Origin of the sequence: Phenylobacterium sp. (assembly GCF_024508875.1) — a bacterium.
Taxonomy (GTDB): domain Bacteria; phylum Pseudomonadota; class Alphaproteobacteria; order Caulobacterales; family Caulobacteraceae; genus Phenylobacterium.
The window spans coordinates 1-25,326 of record NZ_JANINU010000144.1 but is presented as its reverse complement, the minus strand read 5'-3'; the positions used below and the strand labels follow the sequence as shown (position 1 = coordinate 25,326).

Genomic DNA, 25,326 nt, shown 5'->3' with positions numbered 1-25,326 from the left:
ATGGCGCTGCTGCCGCCCTCGACCAACGCCGATTATCGGAGCAGTCCCGCGTCGGCCTGGTTCCTGGGGCTGGCCGCGGTTCTCACCCTGGCTCCCGGCCTGATCCACAGCTTCGCGCCCGACGGCGGCATGGTTTCCATCGCCCGCCTGGACGTGGGAGACCGGGCGGCGCTGGTGCGCAGCGTGTTCGCCTGGGAGGGCGCGACCCAGATCGCGTTCGGCCTCGGCATGTTGGCGGTCGCCCTGCGCTACCGCCCGCTCGTCCCGCTGTTCCTGTCTTTGGTTATCGTGGAGCGGGGGCTGATGAGCCTGCAGGCCTGGGTTCTGCAGCCCGCCGCGCACCATCCGCCGGAACACTACGCCAGTCCCGTCACCGTCGCGGTGGCGCTGCTGTTCCTAGCGCTGTCGCTACGGGCCCGGGAGGTCTGACCGGCTACTTCTTCGCGTAGTAGTCCACGGCCGCCTGCGCGGCCTTGTCGTAGGCCGCCAGCTCGGGCTCGTAGACCGACGCCGCGCCGCCGTCGCGCGCCGTCAGGAAGTACTTGGCGTAGTGCGCGTAGGCCGTGCGGCACAGCCGGTCGCGCTCGGGATCGCCATAGCTCGAGACGAAGGTCGCGTGGTTCTCCCAGGCGTAGCCGACACAGGCCGCCTCATGCGCCAACCAATCGAGCCGGCCGTCGTGCGCATCCGCGATCCGCTTGGCGAGGCTGGGCGCCTCCTGGGCGACCGGCGCGGAGAAGCCGCCGTCCTTCACGCCCTGCTCGAGCTCCTCGGCCTGCCGGATCATCTCGGCGATGTCTTCAGGCGGCAGGCTGTCCTTCATCTGGGCCGCCTGCGCGCGGATCTGCCGGGCGAGATCCAGCATCTTCTGGGGCGTATCCTGGGCGGCGGCCGGGGCGGCGATCAGCGTCAGGACGGCGGCGAGATGCAGGAGGCGCATCCGAAGTCTCACTCTTCTGTGTCGGGGATCGGCGAGGCCGCAACGCAGCCAGCCGCCATTCTACGCAAGAATGCGGACTCCGGACGCCTGGACCAAGCGGCGAATTCGGGACGCCGCCAGCGATCCGTCGCTAGAACCCTTCACCCGGCTTGGTGCGGATGTTGAGCTGCCCCGCCAGGCCCGCCTTCCGATGATGTTCGATGGCGTGCATCTCGGGCGACATGGCCATGTTCCGGAACGACTCCAGCGAGGGGTATTCCGCCAGGGCGACTGCGTCCCAGAGTTCATCGACCTCGCCAAGCAGCAGGCCCGTCACCCGGCCGGAAAAGCGGATACGGCCGCCCAGTCCCTCGACCAGCTTGCTCACCTCTTCGCCGTAGCGGGCATAGGCCTCGGCGCCGGTGAGGTGGGCGTCGGAGCCGTCCTCGTACTCGGCCTTCTCCTTGAATTTCAGCAGATTGACCATCACGAATGGCCCATCCTCGGGCGCGCCGAAGAACTCCATGATCTGCTGCGGGCCAGGAAAGACCGCGTTCTCGACCTTCATGCTTGCGCCTCCTCAACCGCGCCGACGGATCATGCCGTCGATCACCTCGACGATCTCGGCAGGACTGTCCTCCTGCAGGAAGTGGGCGCCGCTCAGCGTCACGTGCGGCTGCCCCTTGGCGCCGGGAATGCGCGCCTGGATCGGCGCATCGCCGCCCTTGGTGACGGGGTCGCCATCGGAGAAGGCGGTGACGACAGGCTTGTCGAACCGCTCCAGCACCTTCCAGGCCGCAAGGTTCTCGGCGACCGAGGCATGCTCGGGCGTCACCGGCACCAAGGTCGGGAACTGACGCGCGCCTTCCTTGTAGGCTTCCTCGGGGAACGGGGCGTCATAGGCGGCGACCTCGGCCTCCGACAGGGCCCTGGCCGTGCCCATGTTCACGATCCCGCCGATCGGCATGACGGGAATGGTCTGGCTCATCTCCAGCCAGGCCTTGAAGCCGTCGGTCATGCCGCCGCCGGCGGGCAGGCCGGTGTTGGCGATGACGAGCCCGGCGAACCTCTCGGGGAACGCCGCCACCAGCCGCAGGCCGATCAGACCGCCCCAGTCCTGGCAGAAGAGGGTGATGTCCTTGAGGTCGAGGCCCGTCAGCCACTGGCTCGTCCAGGCCACGTGGCGCTCGTAGGTATAGTCCGTGCGCTTGGCCGGCTTGTCCGAGCGCCCGAAGCCGATGAGGTCCGGCGCGATCACGCGACGTCCCTTGGCGGCGAGGCCCTTGATGATGTGGCGGTAGAGATAGGCCCAGGACGGCTCGCCGTGCATCAGCAGCACCACCGCGCCGTCGCGCGGACCTTCATCGACATAGTGCAGGCGCAGGGCCGTGCCGTCGGCGTCCGTCACCTCCGCGTAGTGCGGGGCATAGGGCCAATCGGGCAGCCCCTCGAACCGGGCGTCCGGCGTCCGCAACACTTCCATCCGCTGCCTCCCTGGATAATAGTGACATTATGCATGTCACTAATGCCCGAGGTCAACGGCGCGCCTTGACCCTCTCGACAGGCCCCCGCGACGCGGGCGAGATGGGCCCATGACGTCGGCCGCCCAGCTTCCGCCCCAGCCCGAGGTCGCCGACGGCCGCCGCCGCCGGGGCATGGACAACCGCGCCCGGATCGTCGCCGCCATGATCGACATGGTGCGCGCCGATGAGATCGCCCCCAGCGCCGAGCGGGTGGCCGCGAAGGCGGATGTCGGCCTGCGAACGGTCTTCCGCCACTTCCAGGACATGGACAGCCTCTATCGGGAGATGTCGCTGGTCATCGAGGGCGAGATCCGTGCGATCGTGGACCAGCCGCTGCAGGCCGAGGCAGGCCCGGCCCGAATCGTCGAACTGATCGGGCGGCGGGCCCGCTGCTTCGAGACGATCGCCCCGTTCCGCCGCGCGGCCGAGGCCTTCCGACACCGCTCCAAGTTCCTGGGATCCGACTATGCCCGGCTGGTGATCCAGCTCCGCGCGATCCTCGAACGTGAGCTCCCGCCCGAGGTGGCCAAGGACTCGATGCGGCTCGAAACCCTGGACCTGCTGCTGAGCTACGAGGCTTGGGCGCGGCTGCGGCGCGAACAGGGCCTTTCGTTCGAGCGCGCGTGCGCCGTGCTGGAAGACGCCACCCGCCGCATCACCCGCTGAGCGGAACCGACCGCAGGCCCGGCGATTGATCCCACAAGGAGATCGCCATGCTCACACCTGAAATCCTCTACGGCCTGGGCGCCCTCGCCCTCCTCGCGGCTCTTGTATGGGGCGTCACCCAATACAAGCGCCGCAACCGCGCCAACGATCCGGTCAGCGAGGCGGCCACCCGCGCCGAGTACGATCACCCCGGCTCGTACCAGACCGAAGAACAGAAATTCCGCGATCAGGTTCGACCATCCTAGGATCGATTTCGCCCGGCGCCCGGAAATAAATGCCGCACACTTCGCCGAAGCGTGAAGAGTGCGCGTGACGTTTATGTCCGATCTATCTGTATTTTGCCCCACGGCACGTGCCGCCATGACTTCCGTGTCTTGGATGTTTCAGCCTGAGATCCGGAGTTGAAACAATGCTCCGCACGGAACTCTGATCGCCTTCTTGCACGTCGAATGGCGCCGCCACCCCGTCTTGCGCGGGGCGGGCGGCGTCCATCAGCCCCCAAAGGAGAGGCGACGACAGTGCAAGTCTCAACAAGTTCCGCGACTTACGGAGGGAGCCAGGCGCAGCGCGTCCTGGCCTCGCTCCTCCAGCAGACATCGGCGACCGACCGGCAGGAAAAGCCGGGCGGCGCGAAGGGCGCGGGCGGTCCCCCGCCCGGCGGCCCGCCTCCCGGCCCGCCCCCTGGCGGCGGCGCGCGGCAGTTCGCATCCAACACGCTGAGCGGCCTGCTCTCGGTTCAGGAGTCCGACAGCGAGAAGACGTCGGGCAAGGACGACCTCGCGAGCAAGCTCATCGAGGACGCCGACAGCGACGGGGACGGCGCGCTGAGCCTCGAAGAGATCCAGACCACCCTGGGCGCGGAGGCTTCGGACGAGTTGTCGGCCGCGGTCTCGAACCTCGATACCGACGGCGACGGCAAGCTTTCGGCAGAGGAGCTTTCGGCCGGCCTCGAAGCCAACCGCCCCGAACGCGGCGGACGGCCGGCCCCGCCCTCCAGCGCCGACGTCGCCAGCAAGCTGATCGGCGACGTGGACTCGGACGACGACGGCTCGCTCGGTCTGGCCGAGATCCGCGACCAACTGGGGATGGACAACGAGGACAGCGCCCTCGCCAGCGCCTTCGGCAAGCTCGACACCGACGGCGACGGCCTCCTGGGCTCCGCCGAACTGACCGCCGCCCTCGACGCCTTCCAGGCGGCCCGCGGCCAAGGCGGGCAGAAGAACCAGGCCACGGTCACCGCCTGATCCAACGGCGCCGGATCGCAGAAGCGATCCGGTCGCTACGCCTCCAGCTCGATGTCCCAGTAGAGGTAGCGGAACACGAACTCATATCGGAATTAAATTCTTGATTTATCGCACTTTTATCGAAATTCAACGACCCCTTGATGGGTCCGGTCACCACTCGGTCACCACGCCAGATACCTGTGGATAATTCTCCTGCGGCCTAGCTGACGCCCACGCTTGCGCTTCACCCTCACACACTTTCTGCGGGTGGGAGGCGGGGGTCGAAATGAGCGAGGCGTTGGAAATTGACCTGGGAGAGCTCGGCGGCTCGTACCGGTTTAGGTCGCTAGACCAATTTCTGGCTTGGATCGAGCAAGAGCGCACCCGTTGGTCTTGGCTGAACGAGGTCCAAGGCCGAGACAACTTCGGCCTGATGAACTTCATCGGGGGTCGCCTGAACTATCTTCGAGATCAATCCCAGGCAGCCATAAGCCAAGGTCAGCGTCTGCCCGATCTCGTGCACATGGTGAACCAGGTATATGTCGCAGACCAAGGCAACCGAATCCTGCACAGCGAGGGGGATTACGGTCGCCGCGTGCTCGACATCTTCGAAGCCGAAGGCCCTTTCGCAGGGAGCGCGGCGTACGCGGTTGCAACCAATAGAGCGAACCTTGCGAATGTGGGGAACCTTGCACAGATCACCGGGGCACTGTTGGTCGCCGCGCCTAGCTTGATCCGATCTGACGTCGTTTCCCGCCAATTGACGCAAGAGCGTCGAAACCTTCGCGACAGAACAGACCGGCTCCTCGACAAGTTGGAGGACGAAGCTGGCCAGCGGTGGGTCCAGCACCGCGATGACCGATTGCGCGGGCGGAAGGTCGCTCGGCGCTGGGCGAAACGGCAGTTCGGCAAGTGGCGATCCCAGATGGACACTTGGTTGCGCGGCGCTGTGGGGGCTCAAGCCGACTTTGCGCAGGCGCGGGAAACGACTAAGGCCGAGTTCGATAATTTGCGGGCAACGTTCCTAGAGTTCATGCGCCTGCAGGCTCCAGCCCAATACTGGAGCGATAAGGCCGCACGACATAAGACCGCTGAAGACAACGCCAGGAGGCGGCTTTACGTCTTCTTCCCGCTTCTCGCCGCCGGCCTGACGCTGGCCTTCGTTCTCGTGGCAGTTCTATTGCTAGAGCATCCACCTGGGCCTGCCGCCACTCCCCTCTATTTCATCATCTCGGCTGGTCTCGGCACACTGGCCGGGGTGTCCTTCTGGGTCGGTCGTCTTCTAACGAAGCTGTACCTCAGTGAGCACCACCTTCGTGTCGATGCGGAGGAGCGCGAAATCATGACGACCACCTATCTCGCCCTCACGAAGGACCAGGCCGCCGACGAGAAGGACAGGCAGATCATCCTGACGGCTCTCTTCCGGACTACGCCCGACGGCATCGTGAAGGATGACGGCATGGCAGATGGAACAATCGCCGCCTTGCTGGCCCGGCTCATCAGTCCGACCAAATAGGGGCCGGCTAGGCCTCATCAAAGTCCCGGATCGTCTTGAGCCCAAGCTCCTCGTGAGTCACCCCGGCCAAGTACAGCAGCGCCCAGCCGTCCTTCTCAGGATGCTCTGCGGGCGCCCAAGGACCTGGAAGCAAGTGCGCGTGTCGAGTTGCAGCCGGACTTGGGAGCCAAACGTCGATGCCGCGCTCAGCCTCACGCACGAAGAGCGCGATGCCGCGGTCGATGGCCCCCTTGGCGCGCCGAGTTGACAACCACTCCGTATCCTCAGGTCAACCAAGCACTCTGAGCAGGTCGTGTGCTGGCCGACAATTCCGCCTGCGGGTGGCCAACCGGGGCAGGAATGGGTAGCGTTTCCGCAGCATATCGCGACGGCGGGGGCCTAGAATGACAGTGCCAGTGACGCAGCGTCCATTCTCATGGACCTGCCCATTCTGCAACCATGCACAGGTCGTCACGGATGAAAATTACTGGATCAACCGCGACCACATAGATCGTAACACCGACAAAGCTGGAAATGTTGGCGTTCGATCGGAGGCCATCATCTGCGCCAACCCTGAATGCCAACAGCTAAACCTTACCGTGGACTTGGTGCGCGACATTCGTAGTTCAGCTACGGGCGGTTGGACGTCGTCGCCTGGATCGCCACTGGCGAGCTTCGATTTCCTTCCGAGAGGGGCTGCTAAGCCTCAGCCTGACTACATTCCGAAAGCCATCTTGGACGACTACGTCGAGGCGTGTTTGATCCGAACTCTAAGCCCGAAGGCCTCGGCAACCCTTTCCCGCCGTTGTTTGCAGGGAATGATCCGAGACTTCTGCGGGATTTCGAAGAAGCGCCTGATCGACGAGATACGAGAGCTTAGACGCCAGGTCGACGAGGGCGAAGCAGATCGCAACATTTCCATCGAAAGCGTAGGAGCCATCGACGCAGTTCGTGAGGTCGGCAACATAGGGGCCCACATGGAGGCCGACGTCGATCACATTATTGAGGTCGATCCGGGCGAGGCCGAGCTCCTGATCGGTCTGATCGAAGATCTTTTTGCCGACTGGTATGTCCAGCGTGAGAAGCGACGCTCGCGCTTCCAAGCTCTGGCCGATCTTGCCGCCGAAAAGAAGACACAGAAGCAGCAAGCCGGCTCGAATCAAGCGCTACCCACGTCACCGATCGGAGCTAATGCTGCGGAGGCGGCAAGCGATCAGAGCGCTTGAAGGCTATAAGCGACCGTTTCTGACGCGACCGCCCCCCCGATTCTGTGGACGGCCCCGTGAATCGACTCCGTTTTTCCACAGCGCGACAATCGAGTGTGGACAGTACGCGCAATGTTCTGCCCCGCGCCTTCTCAAAGACTGCGAAGCGAGTAGGCATGAGCATGCACCGAAGCACCGCCGGTGGCCTTCTGAGGTAGGAGTTCACGGTTCCAACCCCAGAAGGACCACGCCGCGAAGAATGACGTCTGCAGCGGCTCCGGTGCTGGTACCGGCCTGTGAGAGGGCGGCACTTGAAGGGGGACCGGCGGCCCCCTTCATTTCGTCATCTAGCGACAGGTTGGGAGGCCTGTCACTCTCGGGATATTATCTATCCACTGCCTCGCGCGGATGGCCCACAAGCCGAATGATGGAGGCATTCAGGTTCGCGTGCGGGCCGGACCATGAAGACCTCACGGCGATGCCCGCACTGATCGCACGGCACGTGCCTTGGCAGCGGGTAGGCGCTGATACAAGCACCGGCAGCTCTGCAGCACAGGGTTCCCCGATCTCTCGCTTCGGAGTTACGTTGACTGAATGTCATCCAAGCCTGAAGACGACGACACCAACTATCGGCGCATACTCGCAGGTCTCAAGGAGGTCGCCGAGATCGAAGCCGGTCAGAAGAAGCCCGCCCGCGTCTATACGCCAGCCCGGCAGGGCGCGGCGGCAAGTCGGATCTCGCGCGCTAAGCCGACGCCGGCCTCGGAATGAAGATTGTCAGCTCGAACACCGACGCTGAGCTCGCAGCGAACCGCGCTCTCGAGCAGGTTGAAGGAGGGCTTGTCGAGCTGACTGCCAACCTCATTCGCGTTGTCCGCGGAGCCGGTCGCCCGGGGGACATTATCGAACAGGTTGTCGGCCTTACAGAGGCTCTCCGGGAGTACGGTGACGCCGCCGGACATCTCCCCGCGGGTGATGAGCTCGCTGGGATGATCAGGCTGGAATCGCGGGAAGTTGTGGTCGGTCACGTCAGTGAGAGCTCTGCGGCGTGGCATTACGCCGAGCAGAGAATGGTGCGGGGCGCGCTGCAGATGGCAGCGTCATCCCTACTCGGCCAGCTCACACAGCGGGCCGCAGGCAGTCAGGAACTGTTCAACGGTCTCTTCGAGATTGAGCGCATGCGCGAAGAGAACCGTCGCGAAACGTCCCGAGCTGCCCGGGCCGGCAGAGCGAGAACCCCAAAGCGTTCGCTGAAGAAGTCCGCCGCTAAGCCGCGAAAGAGCTAGCCTACGCGACCGAAGGCGGAGAACCAGCGTCCGCGATCAAGGCCTGGGCTTCAGTCTTTGACAAGACATCGCCCCAGTCGACGGGTTTGGGAATCTTGCCTTCGTATGGGAGCCAGCACCCGCGCCGGAAGCTGTACACCTCTTTCGGCCACCCCCTCGAGGGCCCCCTGTAGAGGGCTCCCTCGTTCTCGATGAAGATCCAGCTCGCGCGGTCCACTATTCGTCCTCTTCCGCCTGGAGGCCTCGCTCCGCGAGCCGCCGGAGCGCTTCCGGTCGGCTCAAGTGCTCATCCTGGGCGGCAATCCAGCGATCGACACGCTCGACCTGGTCGGGCGGAACCCGCACCCCGATGAAGGTCGAGCCCACACGGGGTCTGCCTCGCTTTTTTCTGTTATCAGTTATTGCGTCTGCCACCAATTTTTGATAACAACAATTCAGCCGGATGGGAAGCGGCAACTCCCCATCCGGCCTAACCCGAAACGACGAAACAGGAGTTCGTCATGTTCCAAGCTAAGGCCTCACCTAACACCCCGGCCGTGCCCGCCGAAGGCGCAGAGCCGATCTCTCCACAGATCATGGCGATGCTTGAGCCGTTCTTCAGGGGATGGCGGGGCGACGCCTCAGAGGTTGCGCTTCCCCCCCAGCGGGGGCGCCCTGCGCCGGCTGCGGCACGACAACTCGTGGCGGCCTGAGGTGAGCTGTGAACGCGCCGAGGCGCGAATGTTGTTCCGCGTTCTCGCATCTGCCGTATCAGGCACGCTCACGCGAAGGGATGGGGTACGCTTCATAGAGACCCTGGGGGCGCAACTCGCAATCGAGGGAGCAGCCGAGGAAGTTGCCGGTATGGCAGCCCAGGCTCGGATGGACATCGTCACCGTCGCGAGCGCGCTCCCCAAAAAGCGCCCGCGGCGGGCCCGCCGGATGAGCACCAAGCGATGGAGGGCGAGGTGAGCGAAGCCACAGTGCTCGCGTTCCCGAGCCGACCCAGTTCGGAGACCTGGAAGCGGATCTGCGACGCGGAACTTTCGATCCAACCCGACCTTCAGTGGGCCTATTGGAGCCTAGCTCAGGCGATAGACCTCATGAGCGACGAGCAGCGATCCCAACTCGTCGATCGCTTCGACGCGCTCGACGACAAGCAGACGCGAGGCGTTCGATCGCCGGCGGAGATTGCGGCGCGGAACATGGCTTGGTTCGTCCAAGACGCCCGAAGGGCCGCGAAGTCGACTCGATAGACGATCTTGAGAAGTGCAGCCTCAGCGATGCAATTAACCCCCTAGGGTTCTAGCCGCCCCTTGAGCTTTTCCGCGGCGCGCTTTTTTGCCCTGCGGACCTGCCGGCTCTCAGCCGCCGGCGGTTCCGCTTGGGCCGCTCGCAGTAGGCGCAGCTCTTTGAGGATTTCGCGGTCCGTCTGCGCCTGCTCCTTCGCTATCGCGAGCGCCTGCTCTTGTTGGGCGAGTCCTGCGACCACGTCAGCGTCGCCGGCCAGATCGTGCTGGTAGGTTGCGATGCTGACGTACAAGGCGATGAGAGCGACCAGCAAGCTGGCTGCGCCCATCGCGAATGCCCAGTCAAACGTCGTTGCCAAGCCAGGAGAAAGGGCGGCAGCCTGCTGGCGTGCGGCCTGAGGGGCAATCATACCCTGCTGCACGGACTGCAGCAGCACTCGGAACTCGGCGAGCTGGGCGACATCGAAGGGTCGCATGCGCTCTAGGACCTCTGAGAGCTCAGGAATGCCCTGCGACCGGCCCTCGATGACGTTCTCACTCGTCGCCCATCCGCCACAGCCGGGCACTCGGCAATTCTCTATGTTGTCCTCAAGGGTGTTCGCCATGCGCGCCAGCTGTAAGCCGTTGAGCTGGCTGACGAAGGTGGTGCCGCACTTGTTGCAGCGGGCCATCAACGGCATGGCATCACCTCCGGCTCTGCAGACAAGCTTTGATGAGATCCTCTAGCGCAGCCCGCGCGGCGATCTCGGTCAGCGTTGCCAACCTGGACGTTGATTGAGCAGGAGGCGCTGCCGACTTTCGCAATGCCGTTCTATAGCTCGAAGTCGCCGGTGTAGCGGCGGCCGTCGATCTCGATGCTGATGGAGTTGAACTTGGGCATGTTAGGTATCTCGCCAGTTGGCAATGAAGACTTGGCCTTCCGCCGACCTATGAGAGAAATCCCCGACCTGTACCTTTTGGATCCCCATTACCTTCTTGGCCGCAGCAATGATGAGGTCGAAGTCCGGCACCTCGGTTGGCTCAGGACAGAGAGCCATGATCTGCCGACCTACAGGGGTGAGAGTAGCGGCCGGCATCGCGATCTCTGCATTTGGCGCGCCGTGAAGGATAATCGCCCGCCTCCCGTAGACCAGTCCGCCATGCCCTTCGTCATCCAGCTTCAACGGCTTCGTTAGCATCCCGAGCCGGATCAAAGAGAAATCCTCAAGGATGAGCAGCGGGGCAAGCCGATCGCCTTTGTGGAACTCGCCGGCGAAGAGCACATAGTCCCCGTTGTTAACCCAAGGCCGGACAGTCTGGACGGCGCTGGCCAACTGCTTGTCCATCACGGAAAGCACCTGGAGCGCGCCGAGAGAAAAGCTACCGGGTGCGCGACATTCGCCAGCCAGGATGCGTGCGAACAACGTCCTCATGTCCTCGGAGGAGGCATTCTCGGCATGGGCCTGGAAGAAGTTCATGAAGTCGTCAGACGGAGCAGGCCCCTCCGGATCTTTGGGCGGATCCTCTTTGAGCTGGAGAAGCGTCTCGGCGGCGATCGCCTCCACATTCTCCTGCTTCCTCAGCCGGTCGTAGCCCCAGCGTTGAACCGCGCGATCTACCAAGGCCTCGTCGGCTGTCGCCCGCGTTGCTGCGGCTTGCGCAATCGCACGCTTTACGACCGATCGAGCCTCTGTGTCGTCGCGTATTCTCTGCGCCAGGTTGTCGACGCCAGCCGCGGGGATATCGGCAACAGCTCCAATAAGTCGTCCGATCGCGGCTGCGATCGGCTTCCCTAAAACGGCAGCGGTGAGCCCGCCTTCATCCATGAAGGTCTGCAGAGAGCCCTTCTGTGCGCCACTGCCCGCCGCCTCCGCCACGCTATTGCCCCTTTGGTGGCTTGAATGATCGTAACACTTCTAAATGCGGGAACAGCCGAGAGTCCATCTAGGCACCAACCTCGCCGGGCGAAGAGCTTGCCGCAGGTTGGCACCCCTATCTGCGACCACCGCTCGCGTGCGAATGCGGGATTTGCTGGCCATCAGCCAACACCTCAACATCTGGCGCAGCTATGGCGACTGCCGGCCTCTAGCGCAGCCAGAGGGCCATCTCGTTGAGCGAGCAGGCACTCCCCCATGCCTCGAGCCCAGCCGTTCGTACTAATCTCATTTCCGGACGACGTGGGTGATCGAGTTGCGATACTGGCCGGTGTCCACGAGCGGCCTCTCGCTCTTGCGGCCGCGCGCCTTGCGCTTGGCGATGGTGGCCGGCGCCAGGGGCACGAAGTCGCCCTCGTTGACCTTGGCCTTGACCGCGTTCTCCACGAGGATGCCGACGCGGTGATGTACGGCCGTGGCGTCCTTCGCCTTGCCGTCCAGCACCGCCTTCGCGCCCGCCCTGTAGGCTTTGACGATCGCGTCGCGGTTCTCGCGAACGGCGGGCTTGAGGTGGGGACGCGCCGGAATGTTCGCAGCGGGCGACCCCTCCTCCATGATTTTGCCGATAGCGGCATTGTTGATCGGCCCGCGATCGTTCGCGTCTTCGTCGATTTGCCGCTCGGCGTTGGAGGCCGGAATGCCCACGAGCACCCGCTCGCTCGCCAGGGCCTCCAAGCCGCGCAACAACGCGGCGGTGCCGTCCTTCGTGACTTTGAAGGACATGGCTACTTCGCCACCTGATAGCTTGAGATCCACGTGCGCGAAGTGCTGTCGGTAAGGGTATAGCCTACTGTGCCGGCGAAGCTCGTGAGCTTGTAGGCCACACGGATAGCAGGCCAGGCGCCGGCGCTAGTCTGATGCAAGAAGGTGAAGCCCACATCCTCGGTGTAGCTGTCGGTGCCGCCGCCGGAGATGAAGCTCGTGGCAAGCACTAGTTGGCTGGGAGCGAGAACCGGCGTGGTGCCGAAGGTGATCGCGCCCGACGCACCAGAGGTGCCGCCGAACGACAGGGCGGCGCTCGTCTCCGCACCGGGAATGACGATGATCGTCGCGGCTTTAGCCCCGATCGCACCGCCAAAGTTGACCCGGAACGTCGATCCACTGGGGATGTTCGATGTGGCATAGCCGAACCAGGTCCGGGCCCGGATCGGACTGTTGTCCATCGCGCCGAAACTTTGATTCAACGTCGCCATCCAGGCAGGCGCGCCGGTGCCCGCAAGCGCCAGGTTGCGCTCCTTTCCATCCCAGGACAGTCCACACCCGGCGCTGGAGGAGAGCAGACAATCGGCGGCGATCGGCGTCTGATTGGAGGCGCTGACCACAGCCAGCACGACCAGGTCCCCGGGGTTGATCGCCGTGGTGGTCGATATCGACAAGGTTTCCGAAGTCGCCGACGCCTGACCGGCGGATCCAGCGACCGTCGGCGTACCGGGAGCCGCAAGGCTTTGGCTCGCCAAGAGTAGCGCCACGAGCGGCGCAGTGACTGCGATATTGGGGAAGTTCGTATTCATTTTCTGCCGGCCTGGGGCCGCCTTCTCGATGATGAAAGGGACGCCGGCCGCGGGGCGGAGATGTACCCCCGCCGGCCCTCTGCTGTTGGATTTCCGCGAGACCTGCAGAGTGCCCGCGCCTGGAGCGCTACGCTGACCCAGGATCGGCGGCGCGCCATGAAGCCGGAGGCGCCGCTACTCTTGTCGAGGACTACCCATAGCCCTTATCGACGAGCATCTTCGTGACCGGATCTCCGATCGCGATGCACGTGAGGTCCGAGTACCACTCGTCTTTTCGAGTATCTCCCCAGTGATCAACCACGATCACACGGTAGAGGCCGTCATCTGCGACTCGGGGCAGAAATGCATTCTGCAGTTGCCCCTGTAAGCTCACCGACAAGTTGGTGCGGTTGATGCTGGCGTTGTCGATCTGCACGACGCGGCCCATCTTGATCTCAGGGTTCAAGAGACAGCGAACCTGGATGCCAGCGTAGGTTTGCTCGGGGATACCCACCATGCCCGTTGCTGCCGTAAGAACTACCGCAGGACCGGGGATGACGCCGCCGATCGGAACCAACTGCAGTTGGCCATTCTGAATAGATGGCTTCGTGTCGGTCGACTGGCCGAGCGCGCGCAAGTGATCGCGCGCCATCCCGAACATCACCTTGCCCCTCGGGAGCGCGGCGCCGGGAAGATCCGGCGCATAGCCCTGCTTCACCCCGTGCTCCCCCATCGCTCCGGTCAGGGCGTTGAGGTGGTCCTTCGGTGTGGAGCCGGCAGCCAGCGACTTGTTGATGATGGCGAAGTTGTAGGCCTGGTCACCATCGGCCGCGACGATCTCTAGGTACGTGTCGGTCGCATTCTCCCGTCCTCGCTTTGCTTGGACGACGGACCCAGAGAACACCGTGCCGAATGGGCCATCTGCGTAACCAGCTTCCAGCACGATCCGGAGGAACTCGCGCTGGACCTTCAGCGCAGTGGCCTCAGAAACGTTCCACACTCGTAGCGTGGCGCTGTTCGGGGTGAGCAGATCCCATTGGTTCACGCGGAAGCTGATGCGAAGGCTGGAGAAGTCGATCGCCGCGTCATCATCGCCCACGATAAGAGAGATCTTACGATTGTAGAGCCGGCTCATTCCAAGCCTTCCGCGCGATGAGTGGTGACCGTGAGGTGACCGGCGCTTCGAGAGCCCCCGAGAAGCGGCGAGATTCCCGCGAATTTCCAGGGATTTGACTCCACTCCGACCGGGACTTTGGCGACCCAAGGAAGGTAATCGAGGCTCAATGTTTTGCCTCCGGATCACTATCCCGACCAAGGCTCGCACCTGGGAATGCCGGCACATATCCAGCGTAGAAGTCGGCCAGCGACTTGGGCGTGGTCACCGCCAGCGCGCCCTTCACCACGCGGGTGTTGGTGTACGCGTCGCCCATCTCCTTCGCCGCCTGCTCCAGGGCCTGGAGTGCCAGCGCGAAGTTCCCCAGCTCTTCCGCCCGCGCCGCAATGCGATCGAGCCGCGCCAAGCGGTGGACCTTGTTCGCGATGCCTACTCGAGCCGCGTCTCGGAGATAGTCAGTTCGTGTGGCCTCAAAGAGGTCTCGCCAGCGGGATGACAACGCCGATCCCTTGGGGTTCGTCGGGTCGTAGCCGCGGATGGCGTTGTCGGAGATCTCGATACCGAACTCCGCCTTCAACATCCTGCGGACTGAAGCCGCAGGTTCGAAGGCAGCAAGATGTTGGACAACGAAGGTTTTCGCGGCGTCGGATAGCTTGCCACGACGTCGGGGCGATTGAAGGTTGGCAGAAGTCAACGACGAGCCCCCCGAACAAAGGCGGCCAGCTCGTCGTCGCCTGGACCGGGATCTTCTTCCATCGGAGGAAGAGCGTCCGGGTCCGACTTCAGAGCGTCCCTGAAGCCAACCCAACGCGCGTTGTGATCGCCCCAGGCCTTCGCATCGGGCCGATCCTCACCAGTCTGCATCAGAAGGATTGCGCTCTGCGTGAACTCCCGGCGGAGGATGCGATCACCGCCTCCCTTCACCCACCCAGCCGCCTCCAGGCCACGCAACGCCCGTCGCACCCTTCCGAGCTCCGCGAGTGCCTGAAGCCCACGGGCGACAAGTTCGCCTTCGACCTCGCCGAGGACCGCTAACAACGCCAGGGCATGCGCGTGTTGCGCCGACTGCTCCCCAGCGGCAGCCTCCCGGTGCCGGCCGGCGAGAACCGCGTGCGCCGCCTGGGCGGTCTCCACCGTCGCCTCTGCAGATGCGCGCGCGCGGCCGCCATCTGCAGGTGCCAGACTATCCAGCGTCAGCGGTTTCCCAGATGCGAGATTCGCAAGAATGCGGTCTGCGGCGCCCTCGCCATTCGCCATGTCGATTCGAATTGCCGACAGCGCCGACTGCGCCTCCGCGAGCGCGCTGTTAGCTACCTCGAGGCCACGCAGCGTGGCCGCAGCGGCATCGCTTGCCTCAGCCAATCGCGTCGCAGCATCGGTGAGGCGGATCCTGCTCTCCGTGCGCATCAGCGACCACCGCCACCGTTGCCGTTCCAGAAGTCGCGGTTCTTCTGGTTGATGTCGCGAATTTGGGCGCTGAGATCCATGCGGGCGCCGCGATCCCTCGCGACTTGGCGCATCTGCGCCTCCGCCGCCTCACGGGGCGGGCCACTGGTCACGCCGTTAGTCGGAGTAGCCATGTCCATCATAGGCACCATGACGAACACCGTGAGCTTGCCGTCGATGACTTCAGCGATGTGGTTCTCGGCGCTGAACTCCGCGACCAGAATGCGCTGGGTGCCGGCGTCATCTCGACCCCCGCCGGACCTCTGGTGGCGCCTCGCCGGACGAGGAGCGTCAATGCTGCGGACGCGACGAAAGATCTTGCCCATCGGGGCCTCCCTCTTGGATTGGATTGGTTTCTGCGAGGCTTGCATCACGAGGCCTCAGCGAGCGGCGACGCGAGGCCACAGAACTGAAGGATCTTCACCGGAGCCTGGCAGCCGGGCTGATCTGGTCGGGGCCCCCAAGTGCGCTGCCATTCACCGGGCCGGCGCTGCCATAGCCGCACATCCGCCAACCAGCGGCGCTCGACCTCGCTTAGGCCGTCGAAGAAAACGCCCTCTGGGGTGGGTTCGTAGGCCTCCCACCGGCGCCGCAGCAGCCATTCGTGGGCCTTGCCCATGTGGCGCCCGCCATCTTCCGTCGCATCCGGAGATTGGCGGCAGAACTCTTCCACCGCGATGGCCAAAGTGCGATGCTCGACACCTTCGGCGACAAGCTGGACGAACGCGCTCCGAAGAAGGTCGTTGTTCGAGCGCCCTCGCGGTATCTGGGGTATGGCGCGCAAGACGCGTCTGAACGATACCTCGTTGGAGCCATCTTCGCCCCCGCTCGCGAAGCGGGTTTCATCATCAGAGGTTTGAGTCAGAGGTTTCACCCCGCCATCCACGGGGGGTTTAGCCACCCATTCTAGGGGGGCATGTTGGCCCGCCGTTCGGGGGGTAGTTGCGAGATGTTCACGCCCTCGGTCGGGGGGGTTCATCACCCCCCGCCGAGGGGGGGTTTTGCGCTCAGCGGGTTCAGCATGAATGGAGATGAGGTAGCGGTTGGTCTGCCCAAACCCACCGCCCGCGCTTTCCAGGGCCATGTATCCGCACTCGCACAGAAGCTTGTCCGCGAGGCGGATGCTGTCTGGCTTCGCTCCCAGTTCGGCGGCGAGCCGCTCACGACCCACCCAGCTCAGCAGCAGGCCACGCGACTGGAAAATCTCGCGCGAGGTATAGTCGGTCACTCTAAGGGCGAACGAACTGCGGGCGAGATAGGACAAGCGCGCGTCGCGAAGGACATGGCTGAGCACGTCCATTCGAACCTTGGTGAAGGAGTCACGGTTCGGGGGGCCTTCATCCATCACGCGGCCCGTCCACCTGCTGAGAAGGACCGCCGGCATTCGCGTCGCCGAAGAGGCAGAACCACAGCCCTGAAGCCCTCCGCCAAGAAGGCGTCGGTCTCGGCGATGCGGAGCAGATCATGCGCTTCGGCGGGATCAGCCTCAGCTTCGGCCCGATGCTTGGCCGCGAGTTCGAACAGCGTGTTGGCATAGGCCGCGGCCTGGGCGGCGCTAAGGCCGCCTCTCCAGACCACGGGCGGGACATATGTGACGATGGCTGACACGGTCAGGCGGCCGCCAAGTCGGATGTGGGCCGGCGGCTAGTGACTTCGCTAGTGGACCGAACCTTCTGCGCGTCAAGCCACGCATCGACGTCGGCTGCATCGTAGACGACGCGGCGGAGGCCTCCGACCTTGATGAAGACGGGGCCGCCTCCGGCGCACCGAAGGTTGCGAAGCGTCTTTGGCGAGAGTCGGGCGCGGGCCGCGGCTTCGGCCTCGTTGAGGAACACTCTCAAGATGGCAGTCTCCCAGGCAGATCCCAGAGGGAGCTCGGGACCTGACGGGAAATTAGGGCTGCGCTGGGCTACGGGCTTCGGACAGAACCCCCCCGATTTTGGCTGGCGGCCCGCCGCCGAGCGCCTTGCTTAGCTCGATACTCCGCTCCGAAGCGCAAGCTAGGTGTCAGTTCTTCGAGTTGCCCAAGCAGGCTCATGAAGTGGGCGGACTTTTCGTGCGCGGGGCGCCCGGTGAGGCCCGAGTAGAGCTTCCCAAGAACTTGGGCGAAGGCCTGGGCGCGGAAATCTGGCGGCCGGCCATTGCTAACTCGAGGAACATGGTACCTCAGCCATTCTAACCCCGCTGATATGGCCCATCGAGAGCGACCCGGCTTCAGGCGGAAGTCCTCCGCTCTCCAGCCAATCGCAGCGAGCGCTGTAATTGAGGTTCCAGAAAGCTGACCGGCGCTTCTCCCGGCCTTTCCTAGTCGCGCTGCTCGGCGAAGTTCCAAGCGCGCCTGGCGGTAACCGATGAAGCGAAAGCCAGCGGCACTAGACCCGGGCTCGCGCGCGATTCTGGCGAGGCAGGTACATAGGGATGTCAGTGCACCGTCTGTAAGACCGCCACGCATCTCTGGCGGCACGATGCAATCGGCAAGTTCAGCGCGGATCGTCGCCTCGATGATCGAGACCAACCGGACTTCATCCTCGGAAAACCCGACCATTTCAGTTTGTCGCCAGTTCGCCGGCACTGGGGTCCGGGCGACCGGCGAGGGCAGCATCAATCCTGGCGGAGATGCGATCGGCCGCCGCCCTGACCGGATCATCAGCCAAATGCGCATAGCGCTGTGTCGTCGCGGCTTGGGCATGCCCAAGCATCTTGCCGATCAAGAATAGAGTGGCACCGCCCAGCACTCCGGCGCTGGCGAAACTGTGACGGAGATCGTGAATGCGGACGTCTTCGAGGCCGGCGCGCTTGCGAAAGCCAACCCAGGCCCAATCCAGGTTGCGGATCGGCAGGGTGGCGTCGCGCGGGTCCGGGAACACCCACGGCGATTCAGTCCATTCGACCTCTGCCAGGAGGGTTTGCGCGGGGGCGCCGAGCGGAACCACCTTCCGGCCCGTCTTACTATCCTCGAGCTGCAGGTATCCGTCTTGGACCTCGCTCCACCGCAACTGCGCGATCTCGTTCTTGCGGGCGCCGGTGAGGGCCAGCAGCCGCACGATGCGGACGTGATGGCGGTGGGCGCCTTCGATCTCGGCTGACGTCAGGGCCTCGCCCAGCCTGCCGAGCTCTGCCGTAGAGAGAAAACGCTCCCGCCGACCGTCGGCGAAGGTTTTCACGCCGTCACAGGGGTTCGAGCCGACTGCCAGCTCCTTGTTCGTGATGGCCCAAACGTAGATCGCTCGCAGGAGCTTCACAGACTTCGTCGCGGCCGTCTTGCCGCCTCGAGCCCGCTCGCCAGGGCGGCGCACGGCCTTGACCCTGGGCACCGGCTCCTTCGTCTCCTCGGCCTTCGGCCTCGGGATGCGTCCGGAGGCGACCGCGTCCCGCATCCGCTCGACATCGGCACTGCTAACCTGGGTCGAGCGCAGGTGACCGATTAGCGGCTTGATGTGGCCCTCGATCCGGATGCGGTCGAGGGTGATCGTACTCGCCTTCTTTGTGGCGCAGCCGCTCGCCAGATAAGCGTCGCAGAGCTGCGCCACAGTCTCCGCCCTCCGCTCCTTGGCACGTGTGGTCTGAGGATCCTCGCCGAGCTCGACCCTGGCCAGGACTTGCGCGGCCGCCTCGCGGGCCTCGTCAGGCGTCAGGGCGCCATACCGGCCGATCTTGAATTGCTTCCGCGGCGCCGTACGGCCGCCGCCTACCCGGTACCTCACTAGGAACGTCTTCGCGCCGCTGGGCTCTACGCGCAGGCCGAAGCCCTTTAGGCTCTCGTCCCAGACGATATACCGGCCCCCAGCCGGTTCAAGGCCCTTGATAGTGCGCTGAGTCAGGGGCGCCACGCGACCGGTCTCTTCCGCCATGATCCTCGATGCCGAGCTGAGTCTGGTCACCACGCGGTCACCACCGCTGGGGGGATATACCGGGACAACGTGGGCCGAATGATCGGCCTAATGCTCGGAAGTCGCAAGGGAAATGCTGCGGTCCGGGACGTCTCGGGACCTCTAGGCCTCCAGTTCGATGTCCCAGTAGAGGTAGTCCAGCCAGCTCTCATGCAGGTGATGCGGCGGGAACCTGCGGCCGCGATCCTGGAGCTCGTGGGCGCTGGGTCGACGAGGCTTCATGCGCGGGTGCATGTGGGCCTCGTGCGGGGTGCGGCCGCCCTTGGTGAGATTGCAGCGCGCGCAGGCGGTGACGATGTTCTCCCACGTGGTGCGACCGCCACGCGAGCGGGGGATCACGTGGTCGAAGGTCAGGTCTTCGCCCACCGTGCAGTACTGGCAGGTAAAGCTGTCGCGCAGAAACAGGTTGAAGCGGGTGAACGCCGGCGGGCGGTCCTGGGCCACGTACTGCTTCAGCGATACGACGCTGGGCAGCTTCATCGCAAAGGAGGGAGAGTGGACTTCCTGGTCGTAAGTGGACACGACGTCCACGCGGTCGAGGAAGACCGCCTTGATCACTTCCTGCCACGGCCAGAGGGACAGGGGATAATAGGAGAGCGGCCGGAAATCGGCGTTGAGCACAAGACACGGCCATCCGGAGGGCGGAGCCTTAAGCACCTGCATGGCAGGGCCTCCGGAAGCGACGCCTAAGGGCGCTTATGACGGTCGACGTGGGACTGAAGACAGCACCTCAGCAACTGGAATCGACGTGACTGGGGAAAAATATAGGCCCGATTCGGAGACACATCCACGACGGCGGGATCGGAAAGCGCTTCCGCCTCGCCCTCTCTTCGAAAGGGCGAGGCCTTAGGCGTCGCGCATGGGGGCCTACGTCCCAGGACGGCGGTGGCCGCGGAGACGGTGACGCCAGGCCCCAAAAGCGAAAGGGGCCCCGAAGGGCCCCTCCTTGGTCCGCTGACGGGAGGGACGTCAGACGCCGAGGCCAGCCGTAGAGAGGGCGGCGAAGAGGCCGAGGGCCAGCAGGAACGCCGGGGCGATCCGGTCGAAGCTGCGTTCGAAGCGCGAGAGGTTCATGACACACACCTTGAGTTTTCAGTTTCGGACCCCGGGGGAGCGGGGCTGTCCGTTTGGACGATTGTGGGATAGCACGATCTGAACAGTGCACAGATCAGCGTTTTCACAGGACCGTTATGCGTTTACGCACCCCGTTTGGATGCGCGGCCGCAAAATTTTCGACGAAAAAGGGGCCCGCAGCGGGGCCCCTCCATCGACTTCGACGCTCGGATAGGGAGATCCTTAGGCGCCCAGGCCCGCCGTGGCCACGGCCGCAGTGAGGCCGAGGAACAGGAGGAAGACCGGGGTCGCGCGATCGAAGAAGCGTTCGAACTTTGCGAGAGACATGACACACACCTTTCAGTTTGAACCCTCAGGGGAGTGAGGGACTTTTCTATTTGAACGGTGCTCAGATAGGCGCGCATCTGATCGTCGTCAAGATATCTGTACAGCGCTCAGATGTGAAATTATGGTAAGGTTCATGAGCCAAACGAAGACCGTCGAGCCCCGCCCCTATCACCACGGCGACCTGCGCCGGGCGCTGGTGGACGCCGCCCGACGGCTCCTGGAGGCGGAGGGGCCCAGCGCCCTTTCGTTGCGGGCCGTGGCGCGAGAGGCGGGCGTTAGTCCGGCGGCGCCCTACCACCACTTCAAGGACAAGTCCGAGCTGATGGACGCCGTGGCGCAGGAGGGCTGGGAGACGCTGAACGCCCAGATGGCCGAAGCCAAGACCCGGGACGCCGGTCCGCATCAGCTCACCGCGCTCGGCATCACCTATGTCTGCTTCGCCCGCGAGAACCCGGCGCTCTATCGCGTGATGTACGACATGGTGCGCGAGAAGGAGGCTCTGCCGGAGGACGCCCAGAGCAACAAGGACAGCGCCTACTGCATGGTCCGGGACACCATGGTCGAACGCGGCGCCGACCCGGCGGCCGAAACCCACCTGGAACTTGCCACCATCGCCGCCTGGTGCGGCGCCCACGGCCTCGCCGAGATGGCCGGCTTCAAGCAGTTCGAGCACCTGAAGGAGGAGCTCGGCGGCGAGCGCGCCTTCCTCGACGCCGTCCTCAGCCATATGGGGCTGTTCGCGCCCAAGCACGGCGCCTGCTAAGGCTCGCGGGTGTTCGCCACCCGCTTCGCCCCCTCCCCGACGGGATTTCTGCACAAGGGTCATGCCTTCTCCGCGCTGACCGCCTTCGCCGCCGCGCGCGCGACGGGCGGACGGTTCGTGCTGAGGATCGAGGACATCGATGCGACCCGCTGCCGACCCGAGTTCGAGGCCGCGATCTACGAGGACCTGGGCTGGCTGGGCCTTGAGTGGGAGGAGCCGGTCCGGCGCCAGTCCGAGCACCTCGACGACTACCATGCCGCCTTGGGCCGCCTCGAGGCCGACGGCCTGGTCTATCGCTGCTTCCGCACGCGCAAGGAGGTGGCCGAGGCCATGGCGTCGGCGCCGCACGGCCCGATGGAGGTTTTCCGCGGCGGGCCACTGGGCCGGGCCGAGGAGATGCGCCGTCTCGCGGCAGGCGAGCCCTTCGCCTGGCGCCTGTCGCTGGACGCCGCGGCGCGCAGGCTGGGCGGCTTCGCGGGTCTGACGTTCATGGAGGGCGAGGCCCGCATCACGGCACAGCCCGAACTCGGCGGCGACGTGGTGCTGGCGCGCAAGGACGTGGGCGTCGCCTACCACCTGGCCGTGGTCGTGGACGACGCGCTGCAGGAGATCACCCACGTCATCCGCGGCTGCGACCTGTTCGAGGCCACCCACGTCCAGCGCCTGCTGCAGGCGCTGCTGGGCCTGCCGACGCCCATCTATCGACACCACGACCTGCTGCTGGGCCCGGACGGCAAGCGCTTCGCCAAGCGCGACCGGTCCGAGACGCTGCGGTCCTTGCGCGAAGGCGGCATGAGTGCGGGCGACCTGCGCCGGGAGCTGGGCTTTGACTGACGCGACCGCCAGCCCGAACGCCGCGAGCCGCGCCCAGGCGCTGGCGGTGCTGGTGATGGGCGCGTGCATCATCGGACTGGCCGCCATCCTGGTGCGCCTCAGCGACGCCGGCCCGACCGCGACCGGCGTCTGGCGGCTGGTCTTCGCCGCTCCGCTGCTGGCGATCATGGCGGCGCGCACCGGCGGCTTCGGCGGCGCGCCGTCGAAATGGGCGCTGCTGGCCGGCCTGTTCTTCGCGCTGGACCTCGGCTTCTGGCATTACGGCATCCAGTACACCTCGGTCGCCAACGCCACGGTCCTGACCAACCTGACGCCGGTGGTGGTGACGGCGGTCGCCTGGGTCTTCCTGCGCCAGCGACCCCGGCCGCTGTTCCTCGTCGCCGTGGCCGCGGCGGTCGCGGGCGCGTCGATGATGGCGATCGAGAAGACCGGCGGGACGCCGCGAAACCAGCCGCTGGGCGACACGCTCTCGCTGATCACCGCCGTCTGGTACGCGCTCTACTTCCTTACCATGGCCGAAGGCCGCAAGCGCGAGACGGCGAGCCGCCTGATGTTCTGGGCCAGTGTCACCGGGGCGCCCCTGCTGCTGGCGGCGGCGGTCCTGCTGGGCGAGCGGCTTGTTCCGGCCACGCCTCGCGGCTGGGCGGCCTGCGTCGGGCTGGGCCTGATGCACGTCGCGGGACAGGGCTCCATCGCCTGGGCGATGGGCCGCCTGCCCACGCCCACGGCCTCGGTCGTGGTGCTGGTCCAGCCCGTGGTCGCCGCAATCCTGGGCTACGTCCTGTTCGCCGAGGCCATCGGCCCGCTGCAGGGTCTGGGCGCTGCGATCGCGCTGGCAGGCATCGTCCTTGGCCAGTGGGCCTCGCGGAAGACCGCTAGCTGAGCCCCCAGCCCTGCCGGGCAGTCTCGATGCGGGCGAGCTTGGCGTGGAAGGCGCTCCAGTCGTCGCGGGCGTCGATGTCGGCCCAGATCGACTCGATCTCGTCGATCAGCAGTTCCTCGGGCTCGGACTGAGCGAAATAGGGATGGGCCAGCCGCTCGGGCCGCTCGGCGTCATAGGCGGCGAGCCCCTGGCGGAACTCGGCGAAATCCTCCTCGGCGTAGAACGCGGCGCGCGGGCCGGCCAGGGCGCGGTCTTCGCGGCCGCAGAACCAGTCGAAGAAGAACGGCTCCCAGCGCAGGCGGTCGCCGCCCTCGGCCAGGGCGCGGAAGGCCGACTGCACGAGATGCGCGTCCTCCTCGTCGCCGCGCGGCGTCACGCCAAGGCGGGCCAGCATGGCCGCCATCAGCTCACGGCGGTAGGCCGGACCGAAGTCGTTCAGGGCGTCGACCAGGCCCTGGCTGTCGGTGACGAGACTCAGGCAACCGGCAAGCTGCTGCAGGTTCCAGAACACCGCCTCCGGTTGGCGGCCGAAGCTGTAGAGGCCGGAGTGGTCGAAGTAGGCAGCGACGAAGTTGGGGTCCGACTTCGGCAGGAAGCGGTAGGGACCGTAGTCGAAGCTCTCGCCCGTGATGTTCATGTTGTCGGTGTTGAGTACGCCGTGGACGAAGCCGGCGGCCATCCAGCGCGCGGCCAGCCTCGCCGCCTTGCCGCAGACGGCGCCCATCAGCGCGGCGGCCGGGTCGTTCGCGCCTTCGAGCTCAGGGTAGTAGAGGCCGATCACGTGGGCGACGAGCGCCTCGATCCGGTCGTTGGCCTCGAAGAACGCGTGGCGCTGGAACGTGCCGAACCGCACATGGCTGTGCGACAGGCGCACCAGGACAGCCGAGCGGGTCGGGCTGGGCTCGTCGCCGCGCTCCAGCGCCTCGCCGGTCTCGACCAGCGAGAACGAGCGCGAGGTCGGCACGCCCAGCGCTTCCAGCAGGGCGGTGGCCAGGACCTCACGCACGCCGCCCTTCAGGGTGAGACGGCCGTCGCCCTGGCGCGACCAGGGCGTCTGGCCCGATCCCTTGGTCCCGAGGTCCAGGAGGCGGCCGCTCCGCGCCTCGCGGAGCTGCGCGAAGAGGAAGCCGCGGCCATCGCCGAGCTCCGGGTTGTAAACGCGGAACTGGTGGCCGTGGTACCGCTGCGCCACAGGCGGATCGATGTTGCCTGGCAGGGGTTGGAACCGCCCGAAGTGGGCGATCCACTCGTCGTCGGTAAGGGTGTCCAGCCCCACGGTCGCCGCGGCGCGGTCGTTGCGGTAGCGCAGGATGGTGGCGGGGAAGTCCGCCGCCGCCACCGGATCGGCGAACTCGCCGCCAAGGGCCGGGAACTGCGGATCAGGGCGGTAGGCGGACGAGACGGGCATGCGGGCCAGCTAGCCGCGCGACGCGGCGTAGGGCTAGCGGATTCCGAGGAAGCCCAGCACGGCCAGGACGACGACGACCAGGCCGACAAGATAGATGATACCGTTCATCAGACAGCTCTCCGGGTCAGTCCCCCACGACAGGGGCCGGTAACGCGAGGCTTCGCAGCGCGTTCCCGCTCAGCCGATGCGAACGCCCATGCCGCCATCGACGGGCAGGATGGCGCCGGTGATGAACTTGGCCTCGTCCGACGCCAGGAACAGGGCCGCATAGGCGGTGTCCCAGGCCGTGCCCATCTTGCCGCCCAGCGGCACGCGGGCGTCCCGTTCCGCGCGGACCTCGGCCTGGCTGCGGCCGCTGGCGCCGGCGATGCCGGCCACGGCCATGGGCGTGTCCATCAGGCCGGGCTGCACGGCGTTGCAGCGGACGCCGTAGCGGGCCTGGCTCTGCGCCGTCGAGGTGGTCAGGCGGTTCACGGCGGCCTTGGAGACCTCGTAGGCCACCTGGATGCCGCCGGCCCGGGCGGCCAGGGACGAGACGTTGACGATGGCGCCCGAACCCTGCGCCCGCATAACGGCGAGCGCGGCCTTGGTCACCAGCCACATGCCCTTCAGGTTCACCGACAGGATGCGGTCGAAGG

29 protein-coding genes are annotated in these 25,326 nt (G+C 65.5%); 12 read left to right on the top strand and 17 right to left on the bottom strand.

Annotated features, from left to right (window positions below):
• Window positions 1-429, top strand: a complete 429-nt coding sequence (locus Q0L11_RS12145) for a hypothetical protein (RefSeq protein ID WP_296597551.1) — start codon at window positions 1-3, stop codon at window positions 427-429.
• A gap of 4 nt (window positions 430-433) precedes the next feature.
• Here the strand turns inward: Q0L11_RS12145 and Q0L11_RS12140 are convergent, their stop codons facing one another.
• The 3 genes from Q0L11_RS12140 to Q0L11_RS12130 form a co-directional block, all read right to left on the bottom strand.
• A complete protein-coding gene (locus Q0L11_RS12140) occupies window positions 434-940 on the bottom strand; it encodes a hypothetical protein (RefSeq protein ID WP_296597550.1) in 507 nt (168 codons plus the stop codon).
• A gap of 130 nt (window positions 941-1,070) precedes the next feature.
• On the bottom strand, window positions 1,071-1,487 hold the full coding sequence (locus Q0L11_RS12135; RefSeq protein ID WP_296597549.1) for a DUF1330 domain-containing protein: 417 nt from the start codon (window positions 1,485-1,487) through the stop codon (window positions 1,071-1,073).
• Between the two features lie 12 nt (window positions 1,488-1,499).
• Window positions 1,500-2,402, bottom strand: a complete 903-nt coding sequence (locus Q0L11_RS12130) for a haloalkane dehalogenase (RefSeq protein WP_296597548.1) — start codon at window positions 2,400-2,402, stop codon at window positions 1,500-1,502.
• 109 nt (window positions 2,403-2,511) lie between these two features.
• Here Q0L11_RS12130 and Q0L11_RS12125 point away from each other — a divergent pair, with 109 nt between their 5' ends.
• The 8 genes from Q0L11_RS12125 (at window position 2,512) to Q0L11_RS12090 (ending at window position 9,552) form a co-directional block, all read left to right on the top strand.
• The gene (locus tag Q0L11_RS12125; RefSeq protein ID WP_296597547.1) at window positions 2,512-3,108 is read left to right on the top strand and encodes a TetR/AcrR family transcriptional regulator; all 597 of its coding nucleotides are present in this window, start codon (window positions 2,512-2,514) and stop codon (window positions 3,106-3,108) included.
• Between the two features lie 47 nt (window positions 3,109-3,155).
• On the top strand, window positions 3,156-3,353 hold the full coding sequence (locus tag Q0L11_RS12120; protein WP_296597546.1) for a hypothetical protein: 198 nt from the start codon (window positions 3,156-3,158) through the stop codon (window positions 3,351-3,353).
• Window positions 3,354-3,626: 273 nt separating this feature from the next.
• Entirely contained in the window at window positions 3,627-4,352 is a 726-nt protein-coding gene (locus Q0L11_RS12115; protein WP_296597545.1) for a hypothetical protein, read from the top strand.
• A gap of 265 nt (window positions 4,353-4,617) precedes the next feature.
• Window positions 4,618-5,847 (top strand): DUF6161 domain-containing protein, encoded by a 1,230-nt coding sequence (locus tag Q0L11_RS12110; protein WP_296597544.1) that lies wholly within the window; start codon window positions 4,618-4,620, stop codon window positions 5,845-5,847.
• Window positions 5,848-6,230: 383 nt separating this feature from the next.
• Window positions 6,231-7,052 carry a DUF4145 domain-containing protein gene (locus Q0L11_RS12105; RefSeq protein WP_296597543.1) on the top strand — a complete coding sequence of 274 codons (822 nt, stop codon included), beginning with the start codon at window positions 6,231-6,233 and terminating at the stop codon, window positions 7,050-7,052.
• 573 nt (window positions 7,053-7,625) lie between these two features.
• On the top strand, window positions 7,626-7,802 hold the full coding sequence (locus Q0L11_RS12100) for a hypothetical protein (protein ID WP_296597542.1): 177 nt from the start codon (window positions 7,626-7,628) through the stop codon (window positions 7,800-7,802).
• The gene (locus Q0L11_RS12095) at window positions 7,799-8,317 is read left to right on the top strand and encodes a hypothetical protein (RefSeq protein WP_296597541.1); all 519 of its coding nucleotides are present in this window, start codon (window positions 7,799-7,801) and stop codon (window positions 8,315-8,317) included. Before Q0L11_RS12100 ends, Q0L11_RS12095 begins: the two co-directional genes overlap by 4 nt.
• A gap of 947 nt (window positions 8,318-9,264) precedes the next feature.
• Entirely contained in the window at window positions 9,265-9,552 is a 288-nt protein-coding gene (locus Q0L11_RS12090) for a hypothetical protein (protein WP_296597540.1), read from the top strand.
• 41 nt (window positions 9,553-9,593) lie between these two features.
• Here Q0L11_RS12090 and Q0L11_RS12085 read toward each other — a convergent pair whose 3' ends face one another.
• The 12 genes from Q0L11_RS12085 to Q0L11_RS12030 all read right to left on the bottom strand — a co-directional run bounded on the left by Q0L11_RS12085 (window position 9,594) and on the right by Q0L11_RS12030 (window position 20,062).
• Window positions 9,594-10,226, bottom strand: coding sequence for a hypothetical protein (locus Q0L11_RS12085; protein ID WP_296597539.1), 633 nt, complete (start codon window positions 10,224-10,226; stop codon window positions 9,594-9,596).
• A gap of 201 nt (window positions 10,227-10,427) precedes the next feature.
• Complete coding sequence (locus Q0L11_RS12080; RefSeq protein WP_296597538.1) at window positions 10,428-11,402, bottom strand: DUF2806 domain-containing protein; 975 nt, start codon at window positions 11,400-11,402, stop codon at window positions 10,428-10,430.
• A 285-nt stretch (window positions 11,403-11,687) separates the two neighbouring features.
• Window positions 11,688-12,215 (bottom strand): hypothetical protein, encoded by a 528-nt coding sequence (locus tag Q0L11_RS12075; protein WP_296597536.1) that lies wholly within the window; start codon window positions 12,213-12,215, stop codon window positions 11,688-11,690.
• Window positions 12,185-12,970: a hypothetical protein gene (locus Q0L11_RS12070; protein ID WP_296597535.1), complete on the bottom strand. Its 786-nt coding sequence runs from the start codon at window positions 12,968-12,970 to the stop codon at window positions 12,185-12,187. Before Q0L11_RS12070 ends, Q0L11_RS12075 begins: the two co-directional genes overlap by 31 nt.
• Before the next feature lie 190 nt (window positions 12,971-13,160).
• Complete coding sequence (locus tag Q0L11_RS12065; protein ID WP_296597534.1) at window positions 13,161-14,084, bottom strand: hypothetical protein; 924 nt, start codon at window positions 14,082-14,084, stop codon at window positions 13,161-13,163.
• Between the two features lie 145 nt (window positions 14,085-14,229).
• Window positions 14,230-14,757 carry a DUF2280 domain-containing protein gene (locus Q0L11_RS12060; protein WP_296597533.1) on the bottom strand — a complete coding sequence of 176 codons (528 nt, stop codon included), beginning with the start codon at window positions 14,755-14,757 and terminating at the stop codon, window positions 14,230-14,232.
• Entirely contained in the window at window positions 14,754-15,470 is a 717-nt protein-coding gene (locus Q0L11_RS12055) for a hypothetical protein (protein WP_296597532.1), read from the bottom strand. The genes Q0L11_RS12060 and Q0L11_RS12055 overlap by 4 nt, the downstream gene beginning before the upstream one ends.
• On the bottom strand, window positions 15,470-15,835 hold the full coding sequence (locus tag Q0L11_RS12050; RefSeq protein WP_296597531.1) for a hypothetical protein: 366 nt from the start codon (window positions 15,833-15,835) through the stop codon (window positions 15,470-15,472). The genes Q0L11_RS12055 and Q0L11_RS12050 overlap by 1 nt, the downstream gene beginning before the upstream one ends.
• Before the next feature lie 44 nt (window positions 15,836-15,879).
• Window positions 15,880-16,809, bottom strand: coding sequence for a hypothetical protein (locus tag Q0L11_RS12045; RefSeq protein ID WP_296597529.1), 930 nt, complete (start codon window positions 16,807-16,809; stop codon window positions 15,880-15,882).
• Window positions 16,810-17,119: 310 nt separating this feature from the next.
• Window positions 17,120-17,377 carry a helix-turn-helix transcriptional regulator gene (locus Q0L11_RS12040; RefSeq protein WP_367183402.1) on the bottom strand — a complete coding sequence of 86 codons (258 nt, stop codon included), beginning with the start codon at window positions 17,375-17,377 and terminating at the stop codon, window positions 17,120-17,122.
• A 678-nt stretch (window positions 17,378-18,055) separates the two neighbouring features.
• Entirely contained in the window at window positions 18,056-19,360 is a 1,305-nt protein-coding gene (locus Q0L11_RS12035; protein WP_296597526.1) for a site-specific integrase, read from the bottom strand.
• 141 nt (window positions 19,361-19,501) lie between these two features.
• Complete coding sequence (locus Q0L11_RS12030) at window positions 19,502-20,062, bottom strand: HNH endonuclease (protein ID WP_296597524.1); 561 nt, start codon at window positions 20,060-20,062, stop codon at window positions 19,502-19,504.
• A gap of 871 nt (window positions 20,063-20,933) precedes the next feature.
• Between Q0L11_RS12030 and Q0L11_RS12025 the strand changes: the two genes are divergently transcribed.
• Genes Q0L11_RS12025 through Q0L11_RS12015 form a run of 3 tightly spaced genes read left to right on the top strand, consistent with a single transcriptional unit; the run spans window position 20,934 to window position 23,280 of the window.
• On the top strand, window positions 20,934-21,563 hold the full coding sequence (locus Q0L11_RS12025; RefSeq protein ID WP_296597523.1) for a TetR/AcrR family transcriptional regulator: 630 nt from the start codon (window positions 20,934-20,936) through the stop codon (window positions 21,561-21,563).
• A 9-nt stretch (window positions 21,564-21,572) separates the two neighbouring features.
• Window positions 21,573-22,397: a tRNA glutamyl-Q(34) synthetase GluQRS gene (gene gluQRS, locus Q0L11_RS12020; RefSeq protein ID WP_296597521.1), complete on the top strand. Its 825-nt coding sequence runs from the start codon at window positions 21,573-21,575 to the stop codon at window positions 22,395-22,397.
• Window positions 22,390-23,280 carry a DMT family transporter gene (locus Q0L11_RS12015; protein WP_296597519.1) on the top strand — a complete coding sequence of 297 codons (891 nt, stop codon included), beginning with the start codon at window positions 22,390-22,392 and terminating at the stop codon, window positions 23,278-23,280. The genes gluQRS and Q0L11_RS12015 overlap by 8 nt, the downstream gene beginning before the upstream one ends.
• Here Q0L11_RS12015 and Q0L11_RS12010 read toward each other — a convergent pair.
• Entirely contained in the window at window positions 23,273-24,688 is a 1,416-nt protein-coding gene (locus Q0L11_RS12010; protein ID WP_296597518.1) for a protein adenylyltransferase SelO, read from the bottom strand. The genes Q0L11_RS12015 and Q0L11_RS12010 overlap by 8 nt on opposite strands.
• Before the next feature lie 177 nt (window positions 24,689-24,865).
• Window positions 24,866-25,326 (bottom strand): SDR family oxidoreductase (locus tag Q0L11_RS12005; protein WP_296597517.1); only part of this gene is annotated, 461 nt, incomplete at its 5' end.

Bases quoted from the DNA above. Each gene is read 5' to 3' on its own strand.
- Q0L11_RS12120 (WP_296597546.1), top strand. From the start codon at position 3,156: ATGCTCACACCTGAAATCCTCTACGGCCTGGGCGCCCTCGCCCTCCTC.
- Q0L11_RS12110 (WP_296597544.1), top strand. From the start codon at position 4,618: ATGAGCGAGGCGTTGGAAATTGACCTGGGAGAGCTCGGCGGCTCGTAC.
- Q0L11_RS12050 (WP_296597531.1), bottom strand. From the start codon at position 15,835: ATGGGCAAGATCTTTCGTCGCGTCCGCAGCATTGACGCTCCTCGTCCG.
- Q0L11_RS12045 (WP_296597529.1), bottom strand. From the start codon at position 16,809: ATGGACGTGCTCAGCCATGTCCTTCGCGACGCGCGCTTGTCCTATCTC.
- Q0L11_RS12135 (WP_296597549.1), bottom strand. From the start codon at position 1,487: ATGAAGGTCGAGAACGCGGTCTTTCCTGGCCCGCAGCAGATCATGGAG.
- Q0L11_RS12140 (WP_296597550.1), bottom strand. From the start codon at position 940: ATGCGCCTCCTGCATCTCGCCGCCGTCCTGACGCTGATCGCCGCCCCG.
- Q0L11_RS12105 (WP_296597543.1), top strand. From the start codon at position 6,231: ATGACAGTGCCAGTGACGCAGCGTCCATTCTCATGGACCTGCCCATTC.
- Q0L11_RS12125 (WP_296597547.1), top strand. From the start codon at position 2,512: ATGACGTCGGCCGCCCAGCTTCCGCCCCAGCCCGAGGTCGCCGACGGC.
- Q0L11_RS12145 (WP_296597551.1), top strand. From the start codon at position 1: ATGGCGCTGCTGCCGCCCTCGACCAACGCCGATTATCGGAGCAGTCCC.
- Q0L11_RS12095 (WP_296597541.1), top strand. From the start codon at position 7,799: ATGAAGATTGTCAGCTCGAACACCGACGCTGAGCTCGCAGCGAACCGC.
- Q0L11_RS12085 (WP_296597539.1), bottom strand. From the start codon at position 10,226: ATGCCGTTGATGGCCCGCTGCAACAAGTGCGGCACCACCTTCGTCAGC.
- Q0L11_RS12010 (WP_296597518.1), bottom strand. From the start codon at position 24,688: ATGCCCGTCTCGTCCGCCTACCGCCCTGATCCGCAGTTCCCGGCCCTT.
- Q0L11_RS12100 (WP_296597542.1), top strand. From the start codon at position 7,626: ATGTCATCCAAGCCTGAAGACGACGACACCAACTATCGGCGCATACTC.
- Q0L11_RS12030 (WP_296597524.1), bottom strand. From the start codon at position 20,062: ATGCAGGTGCTTAAGGCTCCGCCCTCCGGATGGCCGTGTCTTGTGCTC.
- Q0L11_RS12025 (WP_296597523.1), top strand. From the start codon at position 20,934: ATGAGCCAAACGAAGACCGTCGAGCCCCGCCCCTATCACCACGGCGAC.
- Q0L11_RS12130 (WP_296597548.1), bottom strand. From the start codon at position 2,402: ATGGAAGTGTTGCGGACGCCGGACGCCCGGTTCGAGGGGCTGCCCGAT.
- Q0L11_RS12055 (WP_296597532.1), bottom strand. From the start codon at position 15,470: ATGCGCACGGAGAGCAGGATCCGCCTCACCGATGCTGCGACGCGATTG.
- Q0L11_RS12035 (WP_296597526.1), bottom strand. From the start codon at position 19,360: ATGGCGGAAGAGACCGGTCGCGTGGCGCCCCTGACTCAGCGCACTATC.
- Q0L11_RS12065 (WP_296597534.1), bottom strand. From the start codon at position 14,084: ATGAGCCGGCTCTACAATCGTAAGATCTCTCTTATCGTGGGCGATGAT.
- Q0L11_RS12070 (WP_296597535.1), bottom strand. From the start codon at position 12,970: ATGAATACGAACTTCCCCAATATCGCAGTCACTGCGCCGCTCGTGGCG.